The organism is Pseudomonas sp. MWU318, from assembly GCF_016756945.1.
In the GTDB taxonomy this organism is placed as follows: Bacteria; Pseudomonadota; Gammaproteobacteria; order Pseudomonadales; family Pseudomonadaceae; genus Aquipseudomonas; species Aquipseudomonas putida_A.
Window position 1 is genome coordinate 231,395 of the sequence record NZ_JAESJL010000007.1, and the last position, 14,920, is coordinate 246,314.

General features: G+C 58.0%; 15 protein-coding genes and 3 tRNA genes. 2 read left to right on the top strand and 16 right to left on the bottom strand.

Annotation, left to right across the window (positions count from 1 at the left end; translation table 11 throughout):
- Nucleotides 1–135 precede the first annotated feature (135 nt).
- Nucleotides 136–984, top strand: a complete 849-nt coding sequence (gene nadC, locus JN524_RS18125; RefSeq protein ID WP_003221558.1) for a carboxylating nicotinate-nucleotide diphosphorylase — start codon at nt 136–138, stop codon at nt 982–984.
- A gap of 51 nt (nt 985–1,035) precedes the next feature.
- Here the strand turns inward: nadC and JN524_RS18130 are convergent, their stop codons facing one another.
- Both JN524_RS18130 and JN524_RS27350 read right to left on the bottom strand, forming a co-directional pair.
- Nucleotides 1,036–1,335 (bottom strand): DUF6388 family protein, encoded by a 300-nt coding sequence (locus JN524_RS18130; protein ID WP_098967158.1) that lies wholly within the window; start codon nt 1,333–1,335, stop codon nt 1,036–1,038.
- A gap of 245 nt (nt 1,336–1,580) precedes the next feature.
- Complete coding sequence (locus JN524_RS27350) at nt 1,581–1,709, bottom strand: hypothetical protein (protein ID WP_272929688.1); 129 nt, start codon at nt 1,707–1,709, stop codon at nt 1,581–1,583.
- Between JN524_RS27350 and JN524_RS18135 the strand changes: the two genes are divergently transcribed.
- Nucleotides 1,672–2,106 (top strand): hypothetical protein, encoded by a 435-nt coding sequence (locus JN524_RS18135; RefSeq protein ID WP_442964285.1) that lies wholly within the window; start codon nt 1,672–1,674, stop codon nt 2,104–2,106. The two genes, JN524_RS27350 and JN524_RS18135, sit on opposite strands and share 38 nt — an antisense overlap.
- A 6-nt stretch (nt 2,107–2,112) precedes the next feature.
- Here the strand turns inward: JN524_RS18135 and JN524_RS18140 are convergent.
- The 14 genes from JN524_RS18140 to folP form a co-directional block, all read right to left on the bottom strand.
- Nucleotides 2,113–2,188 (bottom strand) — tRNA-Thr (locus tag JN524_RS18140).
- A gap of 192 nt (nt 2,189–2,380) precedes the next feature.
- Nucleotides 2,381–4,486, bottom strand: coding sequence for a polyribonucleotide nucleotidyltransferase (pnp, locus tag JN524_RS18145; protein WP_007961443.1), 2,106 nt, complete (start codon nt 4,484–4,486; stop codon nt 2,381–2,383).
- Nucleotides 4,487–4,679: 193 nt separating this feature from the next.
- Complete coding sequence (rpsO, locus tag JN524_RS18150; protein ID WP_003221553.1) at nt 4,680–4,949, bottom strand: 30S ribosomal protein S15; 270 nt, start codon at nt 4,947–4,949, stop codon at nt 4,680–4,682.
- 115 nt (nt 4,950–5,064) lie between these two features.
- A complete protein-coding gene (truB, locus tag JN524_RS18155) occupies nt 5,065–5,982 on the bottom strand; it encodes a tRNA pseudouridine(55) synthase TruB (RefSeq protein ID WP_024011571.1) in 918 nt (305 codons plus the stop codon).
- A gap of 4 nt (nt 5,983–5,986) precedes the next feature.
- The gene (gene rbfA / locus JN524_RS18160; RefSeq protein ID WP_003221549.1) at nt 5,987–6,385 is read right to left on the bottom strand and encodes a 30S ribosome-binding factor RbfA; all 399 of its coding nucleotides are present in this window, start codon (nt 6,383–6,385) and stop codon (nt 5,987–5,989) included.
- Between the two features lie 160 nt (nt 6,386–6,545).
- On the bottom strand, nt 6,546–9,065 hold the full coding sequence (infB, locus tag JN524_RS18165) for a translation initiation factor IF-2 (RefSeq protein ID WP_202370222.1): 2,520 nt from the start codon (nt 9,063–9,065) through the stop codon (nt 6,546–6,548).
- A gap of 27 nt (nt 9,066–9,092) precedes the next feature.
- Nucleotides 9,093–10,574, bottom strand: a complete 1,482-nt coding sequence (gene nusA, locus JN524_RS18170; protein ID WP_202370223.1) for a transcription termination factor NusA — start codon at nt 10,572–10,574, stop codon at nt 9,093–9,095.
- A gap of 47 nt (nt 10,575–10,621) precedes the next feature.
- Nucleotides 10,622–11,080 (bottom strand): ribosome maturation factor RimP, encoded by a 459-nt coding sequence (rimP, locus tag JN524_RS18175; protein WP_007973115.1) that lies wholly within the window; start codon nt 11,078–11,080, stop codon nt 10,622–10,624.
- A gap of 138 nt (nt 11,081–11,218) precedes the next feature.
- A tRNA-Met gene (locus JN524_RS18180) sits at nt 11,219–11,295 on the bottom strand.
- 97 nt (nt 11,296–11,392) lie between these two features.
- Nucleotides 11,393–11,478, bottom strand: a tRNA-Leu gene (locus tag JN524_RS18185).
- Nucleotides 11,479–11,500: 22 nt separating this feature from the next.
- On the bottom strand, nt 11,501–11,887 hold the full coding sequence (secG, locus tag JN524_RS18190; RefSeq protein WP_027610782.1) for a preprotein translocase subunit SecG: 387 nt from the start codon (nt 11,885–11,887) through the stop codon (nt 11,501–11,503).
- A gap of 4 nt (nt 11,888–11,891) precedes the next feature.
- On the bottom strand, nt 11,892–12,647 hold the full coding sequence (gene tpiA, locus JN524_RS18195; protein WP_202370224.1) for a triose-phosphate isomerase: 756 nt from the start codon (nt 12,645–12,647) through the stop codon (nt 11,892–11,894).
- A 65-nt stretch (nt 12,648–12,712) separates the two neighbouring features.
- Entirely contained in the window at nt 12,713–14,050 is a 1,338-nt protein-coding gene (glmM, locus tag JN524_RS18200) for a phosphoglucosamine mutase (protein WP_027610781.1), read from the bottom strand.
- Between the two features lie 16 nt (nt 14,051–14,066).
- Nucleotides 14,067–14,918 carry a dihydropteroate synthase gene (gene folP / locus JN524_RS18205; RefSeq protein ID WP_027610780.1) on the bottom strand — a complete coding sequence of 284 codons (852 nt, stop codon included), beginning with the start codon at nt 14,916–14,918 and terminating at the stop codon, nt 14,067–14,069.
- Between the last annotated feature and the right edge of the window lie 2 nt (nt 14,919–14,920).

Below are 14,920 nucleotides of genomic sequence, written 5' to 3' on the forward strand. Positions count from 1 at the left end.
ACCTTCCAGTGACCACGAAAAACGGCGCTTTGCTCACAGGAAATCGACCAGCTGCAGTCAGGCACGCGCGTTCTCGCCTTGGGTTGGCTCCTGCCATGCCCCTATAATCGGCGCACTTAGTTTGTGGAGCCCGTTATGCCGAATCTACGTCTCGCCGATCTGACCGCCGAAATCGAAGCCAACGTGCGCCGTGCGTTGCTCGAAGATGTCGGCAGCGGCGACATCACCGCACAACTGATCCCGGCCGAACGTCTGGCCAAAGCCACCATCATCACTCGCGACGAGGCGGTTATCTGCGGCACGGCGTGGGTCGACACGGTGTTTCGCCAGCTCGATCCGCGCGTCGCGGTGCACTGGCAGGTACGGGACGGTGAACGGGTCAAACCCAACCAGCCGTTGTTTCATCTGGAGGGCCCGGCCCGTTCGTTGCTGACTGGCGAACGCAGCGCGCTGAACTTCCTGCAACTGCTGTCCGGCGTGGCCACGCGTGCGCAATATCTGGCGGACTTCGTGGCGCAGACCCAGGTCAAGCTGCTGGATACCCGCAAGACCTTGCCGGGCCTGCGTCTGGCGCAGAAATACGCAGTGACCTGCGGTGGTTGCCACAACCACCGCATCGGTCTCTACGACGCGTTCCTGATCAAGGAAAACCACATCGCCGCCAGTGGTGGCATCGCGCAGGCCATCGCCGCCGCGCACAAGATCGCGCCGGGCAAACCGGTGGAAGTCGAAGTGGAGAGCCTGGAGGAGCTGAAGGAGGCGCTGGCAGCTGGCGCCGACATCATCATGCTTGATGAACTGAGCCTGGACGACATGCGCGAAGCTGTCCGCTTGAACGGCGGCAAGGCCAAACTGGAAGCCAGCGGCGGCATCAACGAAAGCACGCTGCTGCCGATCGCCGAAACCGGCGTGGATTACATCTCGATCGGGGCGATGACCAAGGACGTGAAGGCGGTGGACCTGTCGATGCGTCTGAGCCTCTGAGGCTGTCACGCAATAAAAAACGCCAGCCCGATTGAGGCTGGCGTTTTTGTATCAGACCACCAGATTATTCATCTCGCAGTACTCGTCCCACTCGACGCCCAACACCTCGGCCGCCTCCTTGTGCAGCTCCAGGCGCTTGGCCTCAAACTCTTCAGGGGTGCTGGTGTACTTGAGCGTCAGCTCCCACGGCTGCAAGCCCTGGGCTTCGGCTTCGTCCTCGAACGCCCACTGGATCTGATCTTTCTGATCATCAGGGCTCAGGTCCTTGATCTCTTCTTTCAAGTCCGGTACGTCCAGAATGTACTTTGCCAACGCTTGTTCGTGTCGTTGCTCTTGAGTTAATTCGGTCATGGCGTTCTCGCTGATCGTAAGAATGGAGGATGGATCTGGATCATCAAGGATCTCTCTGACGCGGATTGTCCGGCCTTCGGAACCATTCGGGATCATCTGAAAACTGCTAAGCGATGCTCATGCAGGCACCGAATATAGGACGTTTGCATGACGAATTACACGGCTCTTTACATCTCTCCCACAAAAAGTTGACTTGTGGAACATAAATCCGCATTTCGAGTCATAGCGATGTGCCACTTCGGCATTCACTCTTGCTGTTCACAAGGAAAACCAGTGATGCGCAGCTTTTCGAAGATTTGTTCCGTTGTGCCTGCCAGTGCCTTGCTCGCCGCCATATTGTCGCCAGCAAGCGCCATGGCGCTTGAATTGAGCAACAGCAGCTCATCCTATGGCGACAAGGTTTCGCTGATTCACAATGACTACGGCAAGGATGTTGTCATCAAAAGCGATATCAGCATCGACGAACTGCAAAAGATCCGCGATACCGTCCGCGATCAGTCACGCCAGATTGAAGAGCTCAAACGCAGCAGTGGTTCGAGCTCAAGCTCCAGCGGCAAGGAAATCGACGACTTGAGGAACAAGGTCAAGGATCAGGACCGGCAGCTGGATACCCTCGGACGCCAGGTCGAAGACCTCAAGCGCAACAGCGGCTCGAGTTCGAATTCCGCCAGCAGCGAGATTTCCAGCCTGAAGCAGAAAATCAATGATCAGGATCGCGCCATGGATCAGCTCAAACGTACCGTCGAGGATCTGAGCCGCAAGGTGAAATAAGGGAAGTGGTGCCCGAGACAGGAATCGAACCTGCGACCTTCGCGTTACGAGTGCGCTGCTCTACCGGCTGAGCTACACGGGCGGTGGGCTAAACCTAGCACCGGTTTTCATAAAAGCAAAGATCGCAGCCTGCGGCAGCTCCTACACAACAGGTGTGTAAACGATCGTGTAGGAGCTGCCGCAGGCTGCGATCTTTTGATCTTTAAGCCCGATAAAAAAATGCCCCGCCGTTTTCACGGCGGGGCATATTCATTGCACTAAAGCTGCGGGCTGATTAAACGCCCGAAGCCTTGGCCGCTGCCACGTCTTTGATGGACAGCTTGATACGGCCGCGGTTGTCCACGTCCAGTACCAGCACTTCCACTTCCTGGCCTTCTTTCAGGATGTCGGTGACTTTCTCTACGCGAGCATCGCTCAGCATCGAGATGTGTACCAGACCGTCCTTGCCCGGCAGGATGTTGACGAATGCGCCGAAGTCGACGATGCGCTCAACCTTGCCGACGTAGATCTTGCCGATCTCAGCTTCTGCAGTGATGCTCAGAACGCGCTGACGAGCAGCTTCTGCGGCATCCTTGGTTTCGCCGAAGATCTTGATCGAGCCGTCGTCTTCGATGTCGATCGAAGCCTTGGTTTCTTCGCAGATCGCACGGATGGTCGCGCCACCTTTACCGATAACGTCACGGATCTTGTCGGTGTCGATCTTCATCGCGATCATGGTCGGAGCGTTGGCCGACAGCTCGGTACGCGACTGACCGATGATCTGGTTCATCTGGCCGAGGATGTTCAGGCGCGCTTCCAGGGCTTGGCCCAGAGCGATTTCCATGATCTCTTCGGTGATGCCCTTGATCTTGATGTCCATCTGCAGCGCAGTAACGCCTTTGGCGGTACCGGCTACTTTGAAGTCCATGTCGCCCAGGTGGTCTTCGTCACCCAGGATGTCGGTCAGGACGGCGAACTTCTCGCCTTCTTTAACCAGACCCATGGCGATACCGGCAACCGGCGCCTTCATTGGCACACCAGCGTCCATCAGGGCCAGGGAAGCGCCGCAGACGGAAGCCATCGAGCTCGAACCGTTGGATTCGGTGATTTCCGAAACCACACGGATGGTGTACGGGAACACGTCAGCGGCTGGCAGCATGGCCGAAACCGAACGACGGGCCAGACGGCCGTGACCGATTTCACGACGACCGGCACCACCCATGCGACCGCACTCGCCCACCGAGAACGGAGGGAAGTTGTAGTGCAGCATGAACGGGTCTTTTTTCTCGCCTTCCAGGGTGTCCAGCAGCTGTGCGTCACGGGCGGTACCCAGCGTCGCAACGACCAGAGCCTGGGTTTCGCCACGGGTGAACAGCGCCGAACCGTGAGTCTTCGGCAGAACGCCGACTTCGATGTTCAGCGGACGTACGGTGCGGGTGTCGCGACCGTCGATACGTGGCTTGCCGTTAACGATGTTTTCGCGAACGGTGCGGTATTCGATTTCGCCGAAAGCGGCTTTGACGTCAGCAGCCGAAGGCTGGCCTTCTTCGCCGGACAGCTTGGCAACGACCTGGTCTTTCAGCTCGCCCAGACGTGCGTAGCGGTCAGCCTTGACGGTGATGGTGTAAGCCTGAGAGATCGCTTCGCCGAACTCGGCACGGATTGCGCCCAGCAGTTCGGTGGCTTCTGGAGCAGGCGCCCAGGTCCAGGTTGGCTTGGCAGCTTCAGCGGCCAGTTCTTTGACGGCGTTGATCACCACCTGGAACTCGTCGTGAGCAAACAGTACCGCGCCCAGCATCTGGTCTTCGGTCAGCTCTTTGGCTTCCGATTCAACCATCAGTACGGCGTCGGAGGTACCGGCAACGACCATGTCCAGGCTCGAAGCAGCTTGCTGCTCGTAGGTCGGGTTCAGCAGGTAGCCGGTGCTTTCGTGGAAAGCGACGCGAGCGGCGCCAATCGGGCCGTCGAACGGAATGCCCGAGATGGCCAGGGCAGCCGAGGTACCGATCATCGCAGCGATGTCCGGATCGGTCTTCTTGCTGGTGGAAACGACGGTGCAGACAACCTGCACTTCGTTCATGAAGCCTTCCGGGAACAGCGGACGGATCGGACGGTCGATCAGTCGGGAAGTCAGGGTTTCTTTCTCGGAAGGACGGCCTTCACGCTTGAAGAAACCGCCAGGGATCTTACCGGCAGCGTAAGTCTTTTCCTGGTAGTGAACGGACAGAGGGAAGAAGCCCTTGCCTGGATCGGCTTGCTTGGCACCGACTACGGTCACCAATACGCTGACGTCGTCGTCAACGGTGACCAATACTGCGCCGGAGGCCTGACGGGCGATACGGCCAGTCTCGAGGGTAACGGTCGACTGACCGAACTGGAATTTTTTGATTACCGGGTTCACGGTGTCCTACCTTCTTTGTGGCTCTTGGGGGAACTGGTTTCTTGCGAAATTCTTGGGCAATGTCGGGAATCGGCCCGCTGACTGTCCGGGTAAAACGGTAGTGCAGATAAAACTTGAGGCTGGAAGCCTGCCAGCCACCAGCGGAAAACCGCTGATGCCTGACAGACAACCAACCTCATAGCGCAATCGCTGATTAGCGACGCAGACCCAGGCGGCCGATCAGAGCGCTGTAACGGCTCAGATCTTTGCCTTTCAGGTAATCCAGCAGCTTGCGACGCTGGTTTACCATGCGGATCAGACCACGACGGGAGTGGTGGTCTTTACCGTTGGCCTTGAAGTGACCTTGCAGTTTGTTGATGTTGGCGGTCAGCAGTGCAACTTGCACTTCTGGCGAACCAGTATCACCAACAGCTTGCTGGTAGTCGGCAACGATTTGAGCTTTTTCTTGAACGTCGAGAGCCATGAGGCAATCCTTTTATCAGGAAACTGTTTCAAAAACAGTTTCAACAGGCCAGGGACAAATCCCTGTATCTATAAATGAGTAGTGACCGTGCCTGTTAACAGCCACACTCGTTCGGTCATTCTGACCGAATCAGTCGACGCGGCGCGATGCGCCCGTCTTCGCTCACTTCACCGATACCGATGAAGCGACCATTGTGATCCTGTACCCGTACCATGCCGAACTTCGGAGCATCCGGGGCGCGTACCGGCTGGCCGTTGAGCCAGTAGAACGCACTCGCTTCGGAGAAGTGCAGCAGCGGCCAATCCTGCAGGCCGCTGTCCGATGGCATCAGGAAGCGGTCGACCGCTTCGTTGCCGCCTTCGGCATGTACCGCTTCCAGCTCTTCGAGGGTCACGGTCTGCGCCAGGGTGAAAGGCCCGGCCTGGGTACGACGCAGTTCTGCGACGTACGCACCACAACCGAGTTGCTCACCGATATCCTCCACCAGGGTGCGGATATAGGTGCCCTTGCTGCAATCCACCGCAAGACGCGCAGTATCGCCTTCGAAGGCCAGCAATTCCAAGCGCGCAATAGTAACAGAACGCGGTTCGCGCTCCACTACTTCGCCTGCACGGGCCAGCTTGTACAGCGGCTGACCGTCACGCTTGAGTGCCGAGTACATCGGCGGTATCTGACTGATTTGCCCACGAAATTTCGGCAGAACCGCTTCGACATCGGCGCGACCAACGGTCACCGGACGCTCCTGCAAAACCTCACCCTCGGCGTCCGCCGTGGTAGTGGTCTTGCCCAGTTGCGCCAGGGTTTCGTAACCCTTGTCGGAATCGAGCAGGTACTGCGAGAACTTCGTTGCCTCGCCAAAGCACAGCGGCAATACACCAGTGGCCAGCGGGTCGAGACTGCCGGTGTGACCGGCCTTCTCGGCGTTGAGCAACCAGCGAACCTTCTGCAACGCGGCGTTGGAGGTGAACCCCAGCGGCTTGTCGAGCAGGATGATACCGCTGACGTTACGACGGATACGTTTGACCTGAGCCACCGAATTACTCCTTGGTGTCTTCAGGTGCAGCGGCCAGGTGCTGATTGTCCTCAGCCACGGCGCGCTCGATCAGGGCCGACAGGTGCGCACCACGCACGACGCTTTCGTCGTAGTGGAAGTGCAATTGCGGCACGCTGCGCAGCTTCATTTCACGGGCCAGCTGCATGCGCAGGAAACCTGCGGCAGCGTTGAGCACCTTGATGCTTTGCGCGATGTCTTCGGCGTTGTCCTGCCCCATCACGGTGATGAAGATCTTCGCGTGACCGACGTCACGGCTGACTTCCACAGCGGTAATGGTGACCAGGCCGACGCGCGGGTCTTTGACTTCACGACGGATCAGCTGGGCCAGCTCACGCTGCATCTGATCGCCGATACGTTGGGTACGGCTGTATTCTTTTGCCATGATTTTGTTACCTGTTACTGCCCCACGGTGAAACCCGCAAGGTCTGAAAGCGGCAAACGCCCGGCCTGACAAAAGCCAGACCGGGCGTTGCGTTTAGAGTCCGGACGCCGTGGCGCGCATCTGCATGCGGCGGCTCGGCGTGGCCCTTGAAGTGCGCGAGTCAGAGGCTGCGAGCAACCTGAACCTTCTCGAAGACTTCGATCTTGTCACCGACTTTGACGTCGTTGTAGCTCTTCACGCCGATACCGCATTCCATGCCGGCACGTACTTCGGAAGCGTCATCCTTGAAGCGGCGCAGGGATTCCAGCTCGCCTTCGAAGATAACGATGTCTTCACGCAGTACACGGATCGGACGGTTACGGTGCACAACACCTTCGATCACCATGCAACCGGCGATCGCGCCAAACTTCGGCGAACGGAACACGTCGCGCACTTCGGCCACACCCAGGATGTTCTCGCGAACATCGCTGCCGAGCATGCCGGTCAGGGCTTTCTTGACGTCTTCGATGATGTCGTAGATCACGTTGTAGTAACGCATGTCCAGACCTTCCTGCTCGACGATCTTCCGTGCGCCAGCATCGGCACGCACGTTGAAGCCGAACAGTACAGCGTTGGAAGCCAGTGCCAGGTTGGCGTCGGATTCGGTGATACCACCGACACCGCCACCGACTACGCGCACTTGCACTTCGTCGTTGCCCAGGCCGTTCAGAGCGCCCTGCAAAGCTTCCAGCGAACCACGGACGTCGGATTTGAGGACGATGTTGAGCGTCTTCTTCTCTTCCTGGCCCATGTTTTCGAAGATGTTTTCCAGCTTGCCGGCGTGAGCGCGAGCCAGTTTGACTTCGCGGAACTTGCCTTGACGGAACAGAGCCACTTCACGGGCTTTCTTCTCGTCGGCAACCACGCTCATCTCGTCGCCAGCGTCCGGCGTACCGTCAAGACCCAGGATCTCGACCGGAATGGCCGGACCTGCTTCCTTGATCGGCTTGCCGTTCTCGTCGAGCATGGCGCGCACGCGGCCATAGTTCGAGCCGACCAGCACCATGTCGCCTTGACGCAGCGTACCGTCCTGAACCAGAACAGTGGCTACCGGGCCACGGCCCTTGTCCAGACGCGATTCGACGACTACGCCACGGCCAGGAGCCGATGGAGTGGCGGTCAGTTCGAGTACTTCGGCCTGCAGCAGAACCGCTTCGAGCAGCTCGTCAACGCCGGTACCCATTTTCGCCGAGACCGGTACGAATGGAGTGTCGCCACCCCAGTCTTCGGAGGTCACGCCGTGAACCGACAGTTCGCTGCGGATGCGATCGAGGTCGGCACCCGGCTTGTCGATCTTGTTCACCGCAACCACCAGAGGAACGCCAGCCGCCTGAGCGTGCTGAACAGCCTCGATGGTTTGCGGCATCACGCCGTCGTCCGCCGCAACCACCAGAATCACGATGTCGGTCGCCTTGGCACCACGGGCACGCATTGCGGTAAACGCAGCGTGACCCGGGGTGTCGAGGAACGTCACCATGCCGCGGTCGGTTTCAACGTGGTACGCACCAATGTGCTGGGTAATGCCGCCGGCTTCGCCCGCTGCTACCTTGGCACGACGGATGTAGTCGAGCAGGGAAGTCTTACCGTGGTCAACGTGGCCCATTACGGTCACGACTGGCGCACGGGAAACTGCCTCACCTTCAAATTTCAGGGACTCGGCCAGGGAATCTTCCAGGGCGGTGTCGCTGACCAGGGTCACTTTGTGGCCCAGCTCTTCAGCTACCAGTTGAGCAGTTTCCTGATCGAGTACCTGGTTGATGGTCGCTGGAGTGCCCAGTTTGAACATGAACTTGATGATTTCAGCAGCCTTGACCGACATCTGCTGAGCGAGATCGCCAACAGTGATGGTCTCGCCGATCTTCACTTCACGCACGACAGGACCGGTAGGGTTCTGGAAACCGTGAGCGTTGCGTTTTTTCAGCTTGGCCTTGCCGCGACCACCACGACGGAAGCCATCGCTTTCTTCGTCGGTAGTGCGTGGTGCCACACGTGGAGCCGGCGCTTTTTCTTTGACCGATGCGCGATGCGGAGCGTTTTTGCGCTCGCCATCGCCACCACCGCCGCGACGATTGTTATCGTCGGCACGTGGCTTGTCCGGACGGCGCTGTTCGTCACGCTTGCGAGTGTCGGCAGCCGGCGCAGCAGCAACCGGCGCGGCGTCGCGCACGGGTTCAGCGACTGGCGCAGGTGCAGCAACAGCTTCGGCAGACGCGGACGGCGCAGCAGCAGGCTGGCGACGCGCTTCTTCTTCAGCGCGCTGCTTGGCTTCTTCTTCAGCCTTCTGACGAGCAGCATTTTCTACTGCGCGACGCTCTTCCAGTTCACGCTTGCGCTCGGCTTCGATTTCTTCCGGGCTACGCTGTACGAAAACTTTCTTTTTGCGAACTTCAACGCTGATGCTCTTGCTACCAGCCACACGCAGGGTGCTGGTGGTTTTACGCTGCAGCGTGATCTTGCGTGGTTCTTCCACTTTCGCCTTGTGGCTGCTCTTCAAGTGAGTCAGCAGGGATTGCTTCTCACTGTCAGTCACATTTTCTTCGGCGGCGGTGTGCGGCAGACCTGCCTCACGCATCTGCTGCAACAGGCGCTCTACCGGTGTTTTGACCTCATCGGCCAGTTGTTTCACCGTGACTTGCGTCATGCACTTCTCTCCTCAGGCCGCGCCTAATTACTCGAACCAGTGGGCTCGGGCGGCCATGATCAACTTGCCGGCACGATCATCGTCAATGCCGTCGATGTCGAGCAGGTCGTCAATAGACTGCTCGGCCAGGTCTTCGCGGGTAATTACGCCGCGCACCGCCAGTTCCATCGCCAAATCCTTGTCCATACCCTCAAGCGAGAGCAGGTCTTCGGCCGGATGGGCGTCTGCCAGCTTTTCCTCAGTAGCGATGGCTTTGGTCAACAAACGATCCTTGGCACGAGCGCGAAGCTCGTTGACGATATCTTCGTCAAAGCCGTCGATGTTGAGCATTTCTTCCAACGGTACGTAGGCAATCTCTTCCAGGCTGGTGAAGCCTTCATCTACCAGCACCTGAGCCAGTTCTTCGTCGACTTCCAGCTCGTCAATGAAGTTGCGCAGGATGTCACCGGTTTCTGCTTGCTGCTTAGCCTGGATGTCCGATTCGGTCATCACGTTCAGGGTCCAGCCAGTCAACTGGCTCGCCAGACGCACGTTCTGACCACCTCGACCGATGGCCTGAGCCAGATTGTCTGCGCCAACGGCGATGTCCATTGCATGGGCATCTTCGTCAACGATAATGGCCGCCACTTCTGCCGGCGACATGGCATTGATCACGAACTGCGCCGGGTTATCGTCCCACAGGACGATATCGACACGCTCGCCACCCAACTCGCCCGACACGGCCTGGACGCGCGAACCGCGCATACCGATGCACGCGCCCTGCGGGTCGATGCGTTTGTCCTTGGAACGGACAGCGATCTTGGCACGCGAACCCGGATCACGGGACGCCGCCATGACTTCGATCAGGCCTTCAGCGATTTCCGGCACTTCGATGCGGAACAACTCGACCAGCATTTCCGGCGCGGTACGCGACAGGATCAGCTGCGGGCCGCGGTTCTCGGTGCGGATTTCCTTGAGCAGTGCACGCAGACGCACACCGACACGGAAGGTTTCGCGAGAAATGATGTCCTCACGGGCCAGCAACGCTTCAGCGTTGTTGCCCAGATCGACGATCACGTTGTCGCGGGTGACTTTCTTCACGGTGCCGGAGATGATTTCCCCCAGGCGCTCGCGATAGGCGTCGACCACTTGAGCGCGCTCGGCTTCACGCACTTTCTGCACGATGACCTGTTTGGCGGTCTGTGCAGCAATGCGGCCGAACTCGATGGATTCGATCTTTTCTTCGACGACGTCGCCGACCTTGGCGCCCGGATGCGTTTCGGCAACCTTGCTTGGCCAGGTTTCGATCGCAGGATCGTCGAGATCATTCTCTTCGACGACTGTCCAGCGACGGAAAGTCTCGTAGGAACCGGTGTGGCGGTTAATTTCCACACGCAGGTCAACTTCGTCTTCAAAACGCTTTTTGGTAGCAGTGGCCAGAGCCAGCTCCAGCGCTTCAAAAATCACGCTTGCCGGTACGCCCTTTTCATTGGATACCGACTCAACAACCAGCAGTACTTCTTTGCTCATCGTACGCCTCGCCTTTCGCAAGCCATTGGATCCGCGGGATCCGCGTCTCAGTCAAAACTGGGAATAATGTTGGCCTTGTCGATCATATCGATCGGCAACAGGAATTCATGGTCTTCTACCTGCACCACGACATCCTGTTCTTCTACACCGCGCAGAAGGCCCTGAAAGTTGCGTCGACCTTCAAAAGGCGAGCGCAGCTTGATCTTCACTTGTTCACCGGCAAATTTTGCAAACTGCTCAAGAGTGAACAGTGGGCGTTCCATGCCAGGCGAGGAAACTTCGAGGGTGTATTCAACGGAGATCGGATCTTCAACATCCAGGACACCGCTGATCTGACGGCTGACAATGGCGCAATCGTCCACCAGCACGCCACCCTCTTTATCGATATAAACACGCAACATCGAGTGACGACCCTGAGCCGAAAACTCGATACCCCAGCATTCATAGCCTAGGGCCACGACCACCGGGGCCAACAAGGCCTGCAACTCTTCTAGCTTGCTCGACACCTGAACCCCCTCGTGCATGTAAATGCATGCGCTGCAAAATAAAAAAATGGGCTAAACGCCCATCCTTGAAACGCCGTCGAACAGCGGCGCAGAAAGTGTCCAGCTAACAAAAAGCCCCTGAAAAGGGGCTCCTTAAACTGGTTGCGGGGGCCGGATTTGAACCGACGACCTTCGGGTTATGAGCCCGACGAGCTACCAGACTGCTCCACCCCGCGACAAAGCTGGGGCGGAAGTATACGACCGATCCCTTATAGGGTCAATGTAACCTTCCACCTGCAAGAAAGCCCGCAACAGCGGGCTCTCCTGACTAATTGGTACCGAGAAGGGGACTCGAACCCCTACACCCTATGGGCACAACCACCTCAAGGTTGCGTGTCTACCAATTCCACCACCTCGGCAAAACTACGTTTGAAACCCTTCTTACTTCTGCTCTTGAGCTGGAGGTACGTCAGTCGCTGGAGTAGCCGACTTTTGCTCTTGAAGCACCGGGACATCATCAGAAGCCGGTTGTTGCTGCTTAGGTACTTCCAACACTGCTGGATCTGGCAAACCTGCTTGAGTCAGCTGATGAGCCTTCTCTTTAGCAAAGTAACCTAACCCCAAGCTGGTTATGAAGAAACCGGCGGCAAGTATAGCAGTAAACTTACTAAGAAAGGTAGAGGAACCTTGGCTTCCGAACACAGTATTTGAAGCACCTGCTCCGAAAGACGCGCCAGCGTCCGCACCTTTACCCTGCTGCAGCAAAACCAGCGCAACTACGCCCAATGCACCCAGCAGATGAAAAACGACTACGACTGTTTCCAGCATTTTTTCAGTTTCCCGCGGCGCGACAAATCGCACCGAACTCATCTGCATTCAGGGAAGCTCCACCAATGAGCCCCCCATCGATATCCGGCATGCCGAACAGTTCGACCGCATTGGCCGCCTTCACGCTGCCGCCGTATAGAAGCCGCACACCTCGTGCGACTTCAGAATTCTCTGCCGCCAACTGCTCGCGAATGGCTTTATGCACATCCTGAGCCTGTTGCGGCGTTGCAGTCATTCCGGTACCAATGGCCCAGACAGGCTCGTAAGCAATGACTGCCTTGGCAAAGGCACCAACACCCAGCTCCTCGATGATGCTGCCCAGCTGACGCCCGACAACTTCAAGAGTCTTTCCGGCTTCGCGCTGTTCGAGGGTTTCCCCTACACACAACACCGGAATCAAGCCACATGCCTGTGCCGCTGCGAACTTGCGATTCAGCATCCCGTCTCGCTCGCCCATTATCTGGCGGCGTTCGGAGTGCCCGACAAGCACCAGGGAACAACCTGCATCCACCAACTGACTCGGTGCAATTTCACCGGTCAACGCACCTTGCATGGATTCCACTGCAGAATTCTGCGCACCGACCGAAATCGATTTGCCTTTCAAGCCATCAATCACTTGATTGATATGCAAGCAAGGCGGGAATACCGCGACATCAACACCGCTTGGCAAGGCCAGATGACGAAGGCCGTTGATCAGCTCAGCGACGCTGGCGCGGGTACCGTGCATCTTCCAGTTACCAGCTACCATAGGGCGACGCATGCTGTACCTCGTCGGTCAAAGTGGGCGCAGATGTTACCCAACACAATCATGACTGGCAAGCCGAATCAGGCAGAAACTTCACTTACCAGTTTTGCCAGTTCTTCGGCATAGCTGCGAACCTGAGTTTCATCCTCACCTTCGACCATCACACGCACCAAAGGCTCTGTACCGGACTTGCGCAGAAGTACCCGGCCACGCCCCGCCATTGCCTGGGTGACACGCGCACTGGCTTCCTTGACCGCCGGATGCTCAAGCGGACTTTCACCGCCACCAAAACGCACATTGATCAGCACCTGAGGACACTTGCGCAAGGCCTGACGCGTTTGCGCAAGACCTTCATTGCGGGCCTTCAGTGCCATCAGCACCTGGAGCGCAGCAATGATCGCATCACCGGTGGTGGTGTGATTGAAGCAGACGATATGCCCCGAGTTTTCACCGCCTACCAGCCAGTCGCGCTCCAGCAGTTCGGCGATCACATAACGGTCACCGACATTGGCACGAATGAATGGAATCGAGAGCTCTGCCAGCGCGAGTTCAAGACCCAGGTTGCTCATCAGCGTACCGACTACGCCGCCCTGCAATTTGCCCCGCCCGTGCAGATCGCGCGCAATGATGAACAGCAACTCATCACCATCAACGATGGCGCCAGTGTGATCAACCATCAACACCCGATCACCGTCACCATCAAAGGCGATGCCCAGATCAGCGTGCTCGGCCAGAACCGCGGCCTGCAGCTGACCCATATGGGTCGAGCCGCAATTATCATTGATGTTCAGCCCGTTGGGCTGCGCCGACAGCACGACCACTTCAGCACCCAGCTCACGGAACACACTCGGAGCAACCTTGTAGGTCGCTCCGTGCGCACAATCGATCACGATCTTCAAACCGGAAAAACTGGTACCGGTCGGCACACTGCTTTTGCAGAATTCGATGTAGCGGCCGGAGGCGTCATTGATGCGCGACACCTTGCCGATCTTGCTCGACTCAACCACAGTCATTGGGGTATCGAGCAGCTCTTCGATCATCAGCTCCAGCTCATCAGGCAACTTGGTGCCCTTGCCGGAGAAAAACTTGATGCCGTTATCGTCATGCGGATTGTGCGAAGCACTGATCACGATCCCGGCTTCAGCCTGGAACGTGCGCGCCAGATAAGCAATGGCCGGCGTCGGCATCGGACCGAGCAGCATCACGTCCGCACCAGCCGAGGTCAGGCCTGCTTCAAGTGCCGATTCGAACATGTAGCCAGAGATGCGCGTGTCCTTGCCGACCAGCACCTTGCAGGCGCCCATCTTGCGAAAGGCCATACCCGCCGCCCAGCCGAGCTTAAGCATGAAGTCAGGAGTGATCGGATATTCACCGACACGACCACGAATACCGTCAGTACCAAAGTATTTCTTGCTCATAAGTGCTCCATCATTCTTATTCGGCTGATTCCACGGCCGCGAGCATGCGCACCACGTCTACCGTTTCCGCCACATCATGGACGCGCAATATACGCGCTCCTTTAACCGACGCGAGTGCTGCGAGAGCCAGACCACCATAAAGACGCTCACCCACGGGGCGGTTCAATGCGTGGCCGATCATGCTTTTGCGTGAGACACCGACCAATAGCGGACGCCCCAGCGCATGCAGGGCTTCCATATGCTTGAACAAGCTTAGATTGTGCTGCAGGGTTTTCGCGAAACCGAAACCGGGATCAAGAATGATCCGTTCGGCAGGAATGCCCGCCGCCGCACATTGAGTCATGCGCTCTGCCAGAAACTCACCCACTTCCCGGGTAACGTCCTGATAGTGCGGATTGTCCTGCATGTCACCCGGTTCGCCGAGCATGTGCATCAGGCAGACCGGCAACCCGGTCGCGGCTGCGGCATCCAGCGCGCCATCGCGGCGCAGCGAGCGCACATCATTGATCAACCCCGCACCCAGGCGCGCCGTTTCACGCATCACCGCTGGCGTCGAAGTATCGACCGAGATGACCACATCCAGCTCGCGATTGATCAACTCCACGATCGGAGCTACGCGCTCCAACTCTTCCAACGGCGAAACCGCTCGAGCGCCAGGCCGGGTCGATTCGCCACCGACATCGATCAGCGTCGCACCAGCAGCCACCATGGCTTCGGCGTGACGCAAGGCCACGTCGAGCTGATTGTACCGGCCACCGTCGGAAAAGGAATCGGGAGTGACATTGAGAATACCCATGACATGCGTCTGGGCCAAATCAAGAACCCGGTTGCCGCAAGGCAACCGGGTCAGGGACTGTACAGAAGTCATTT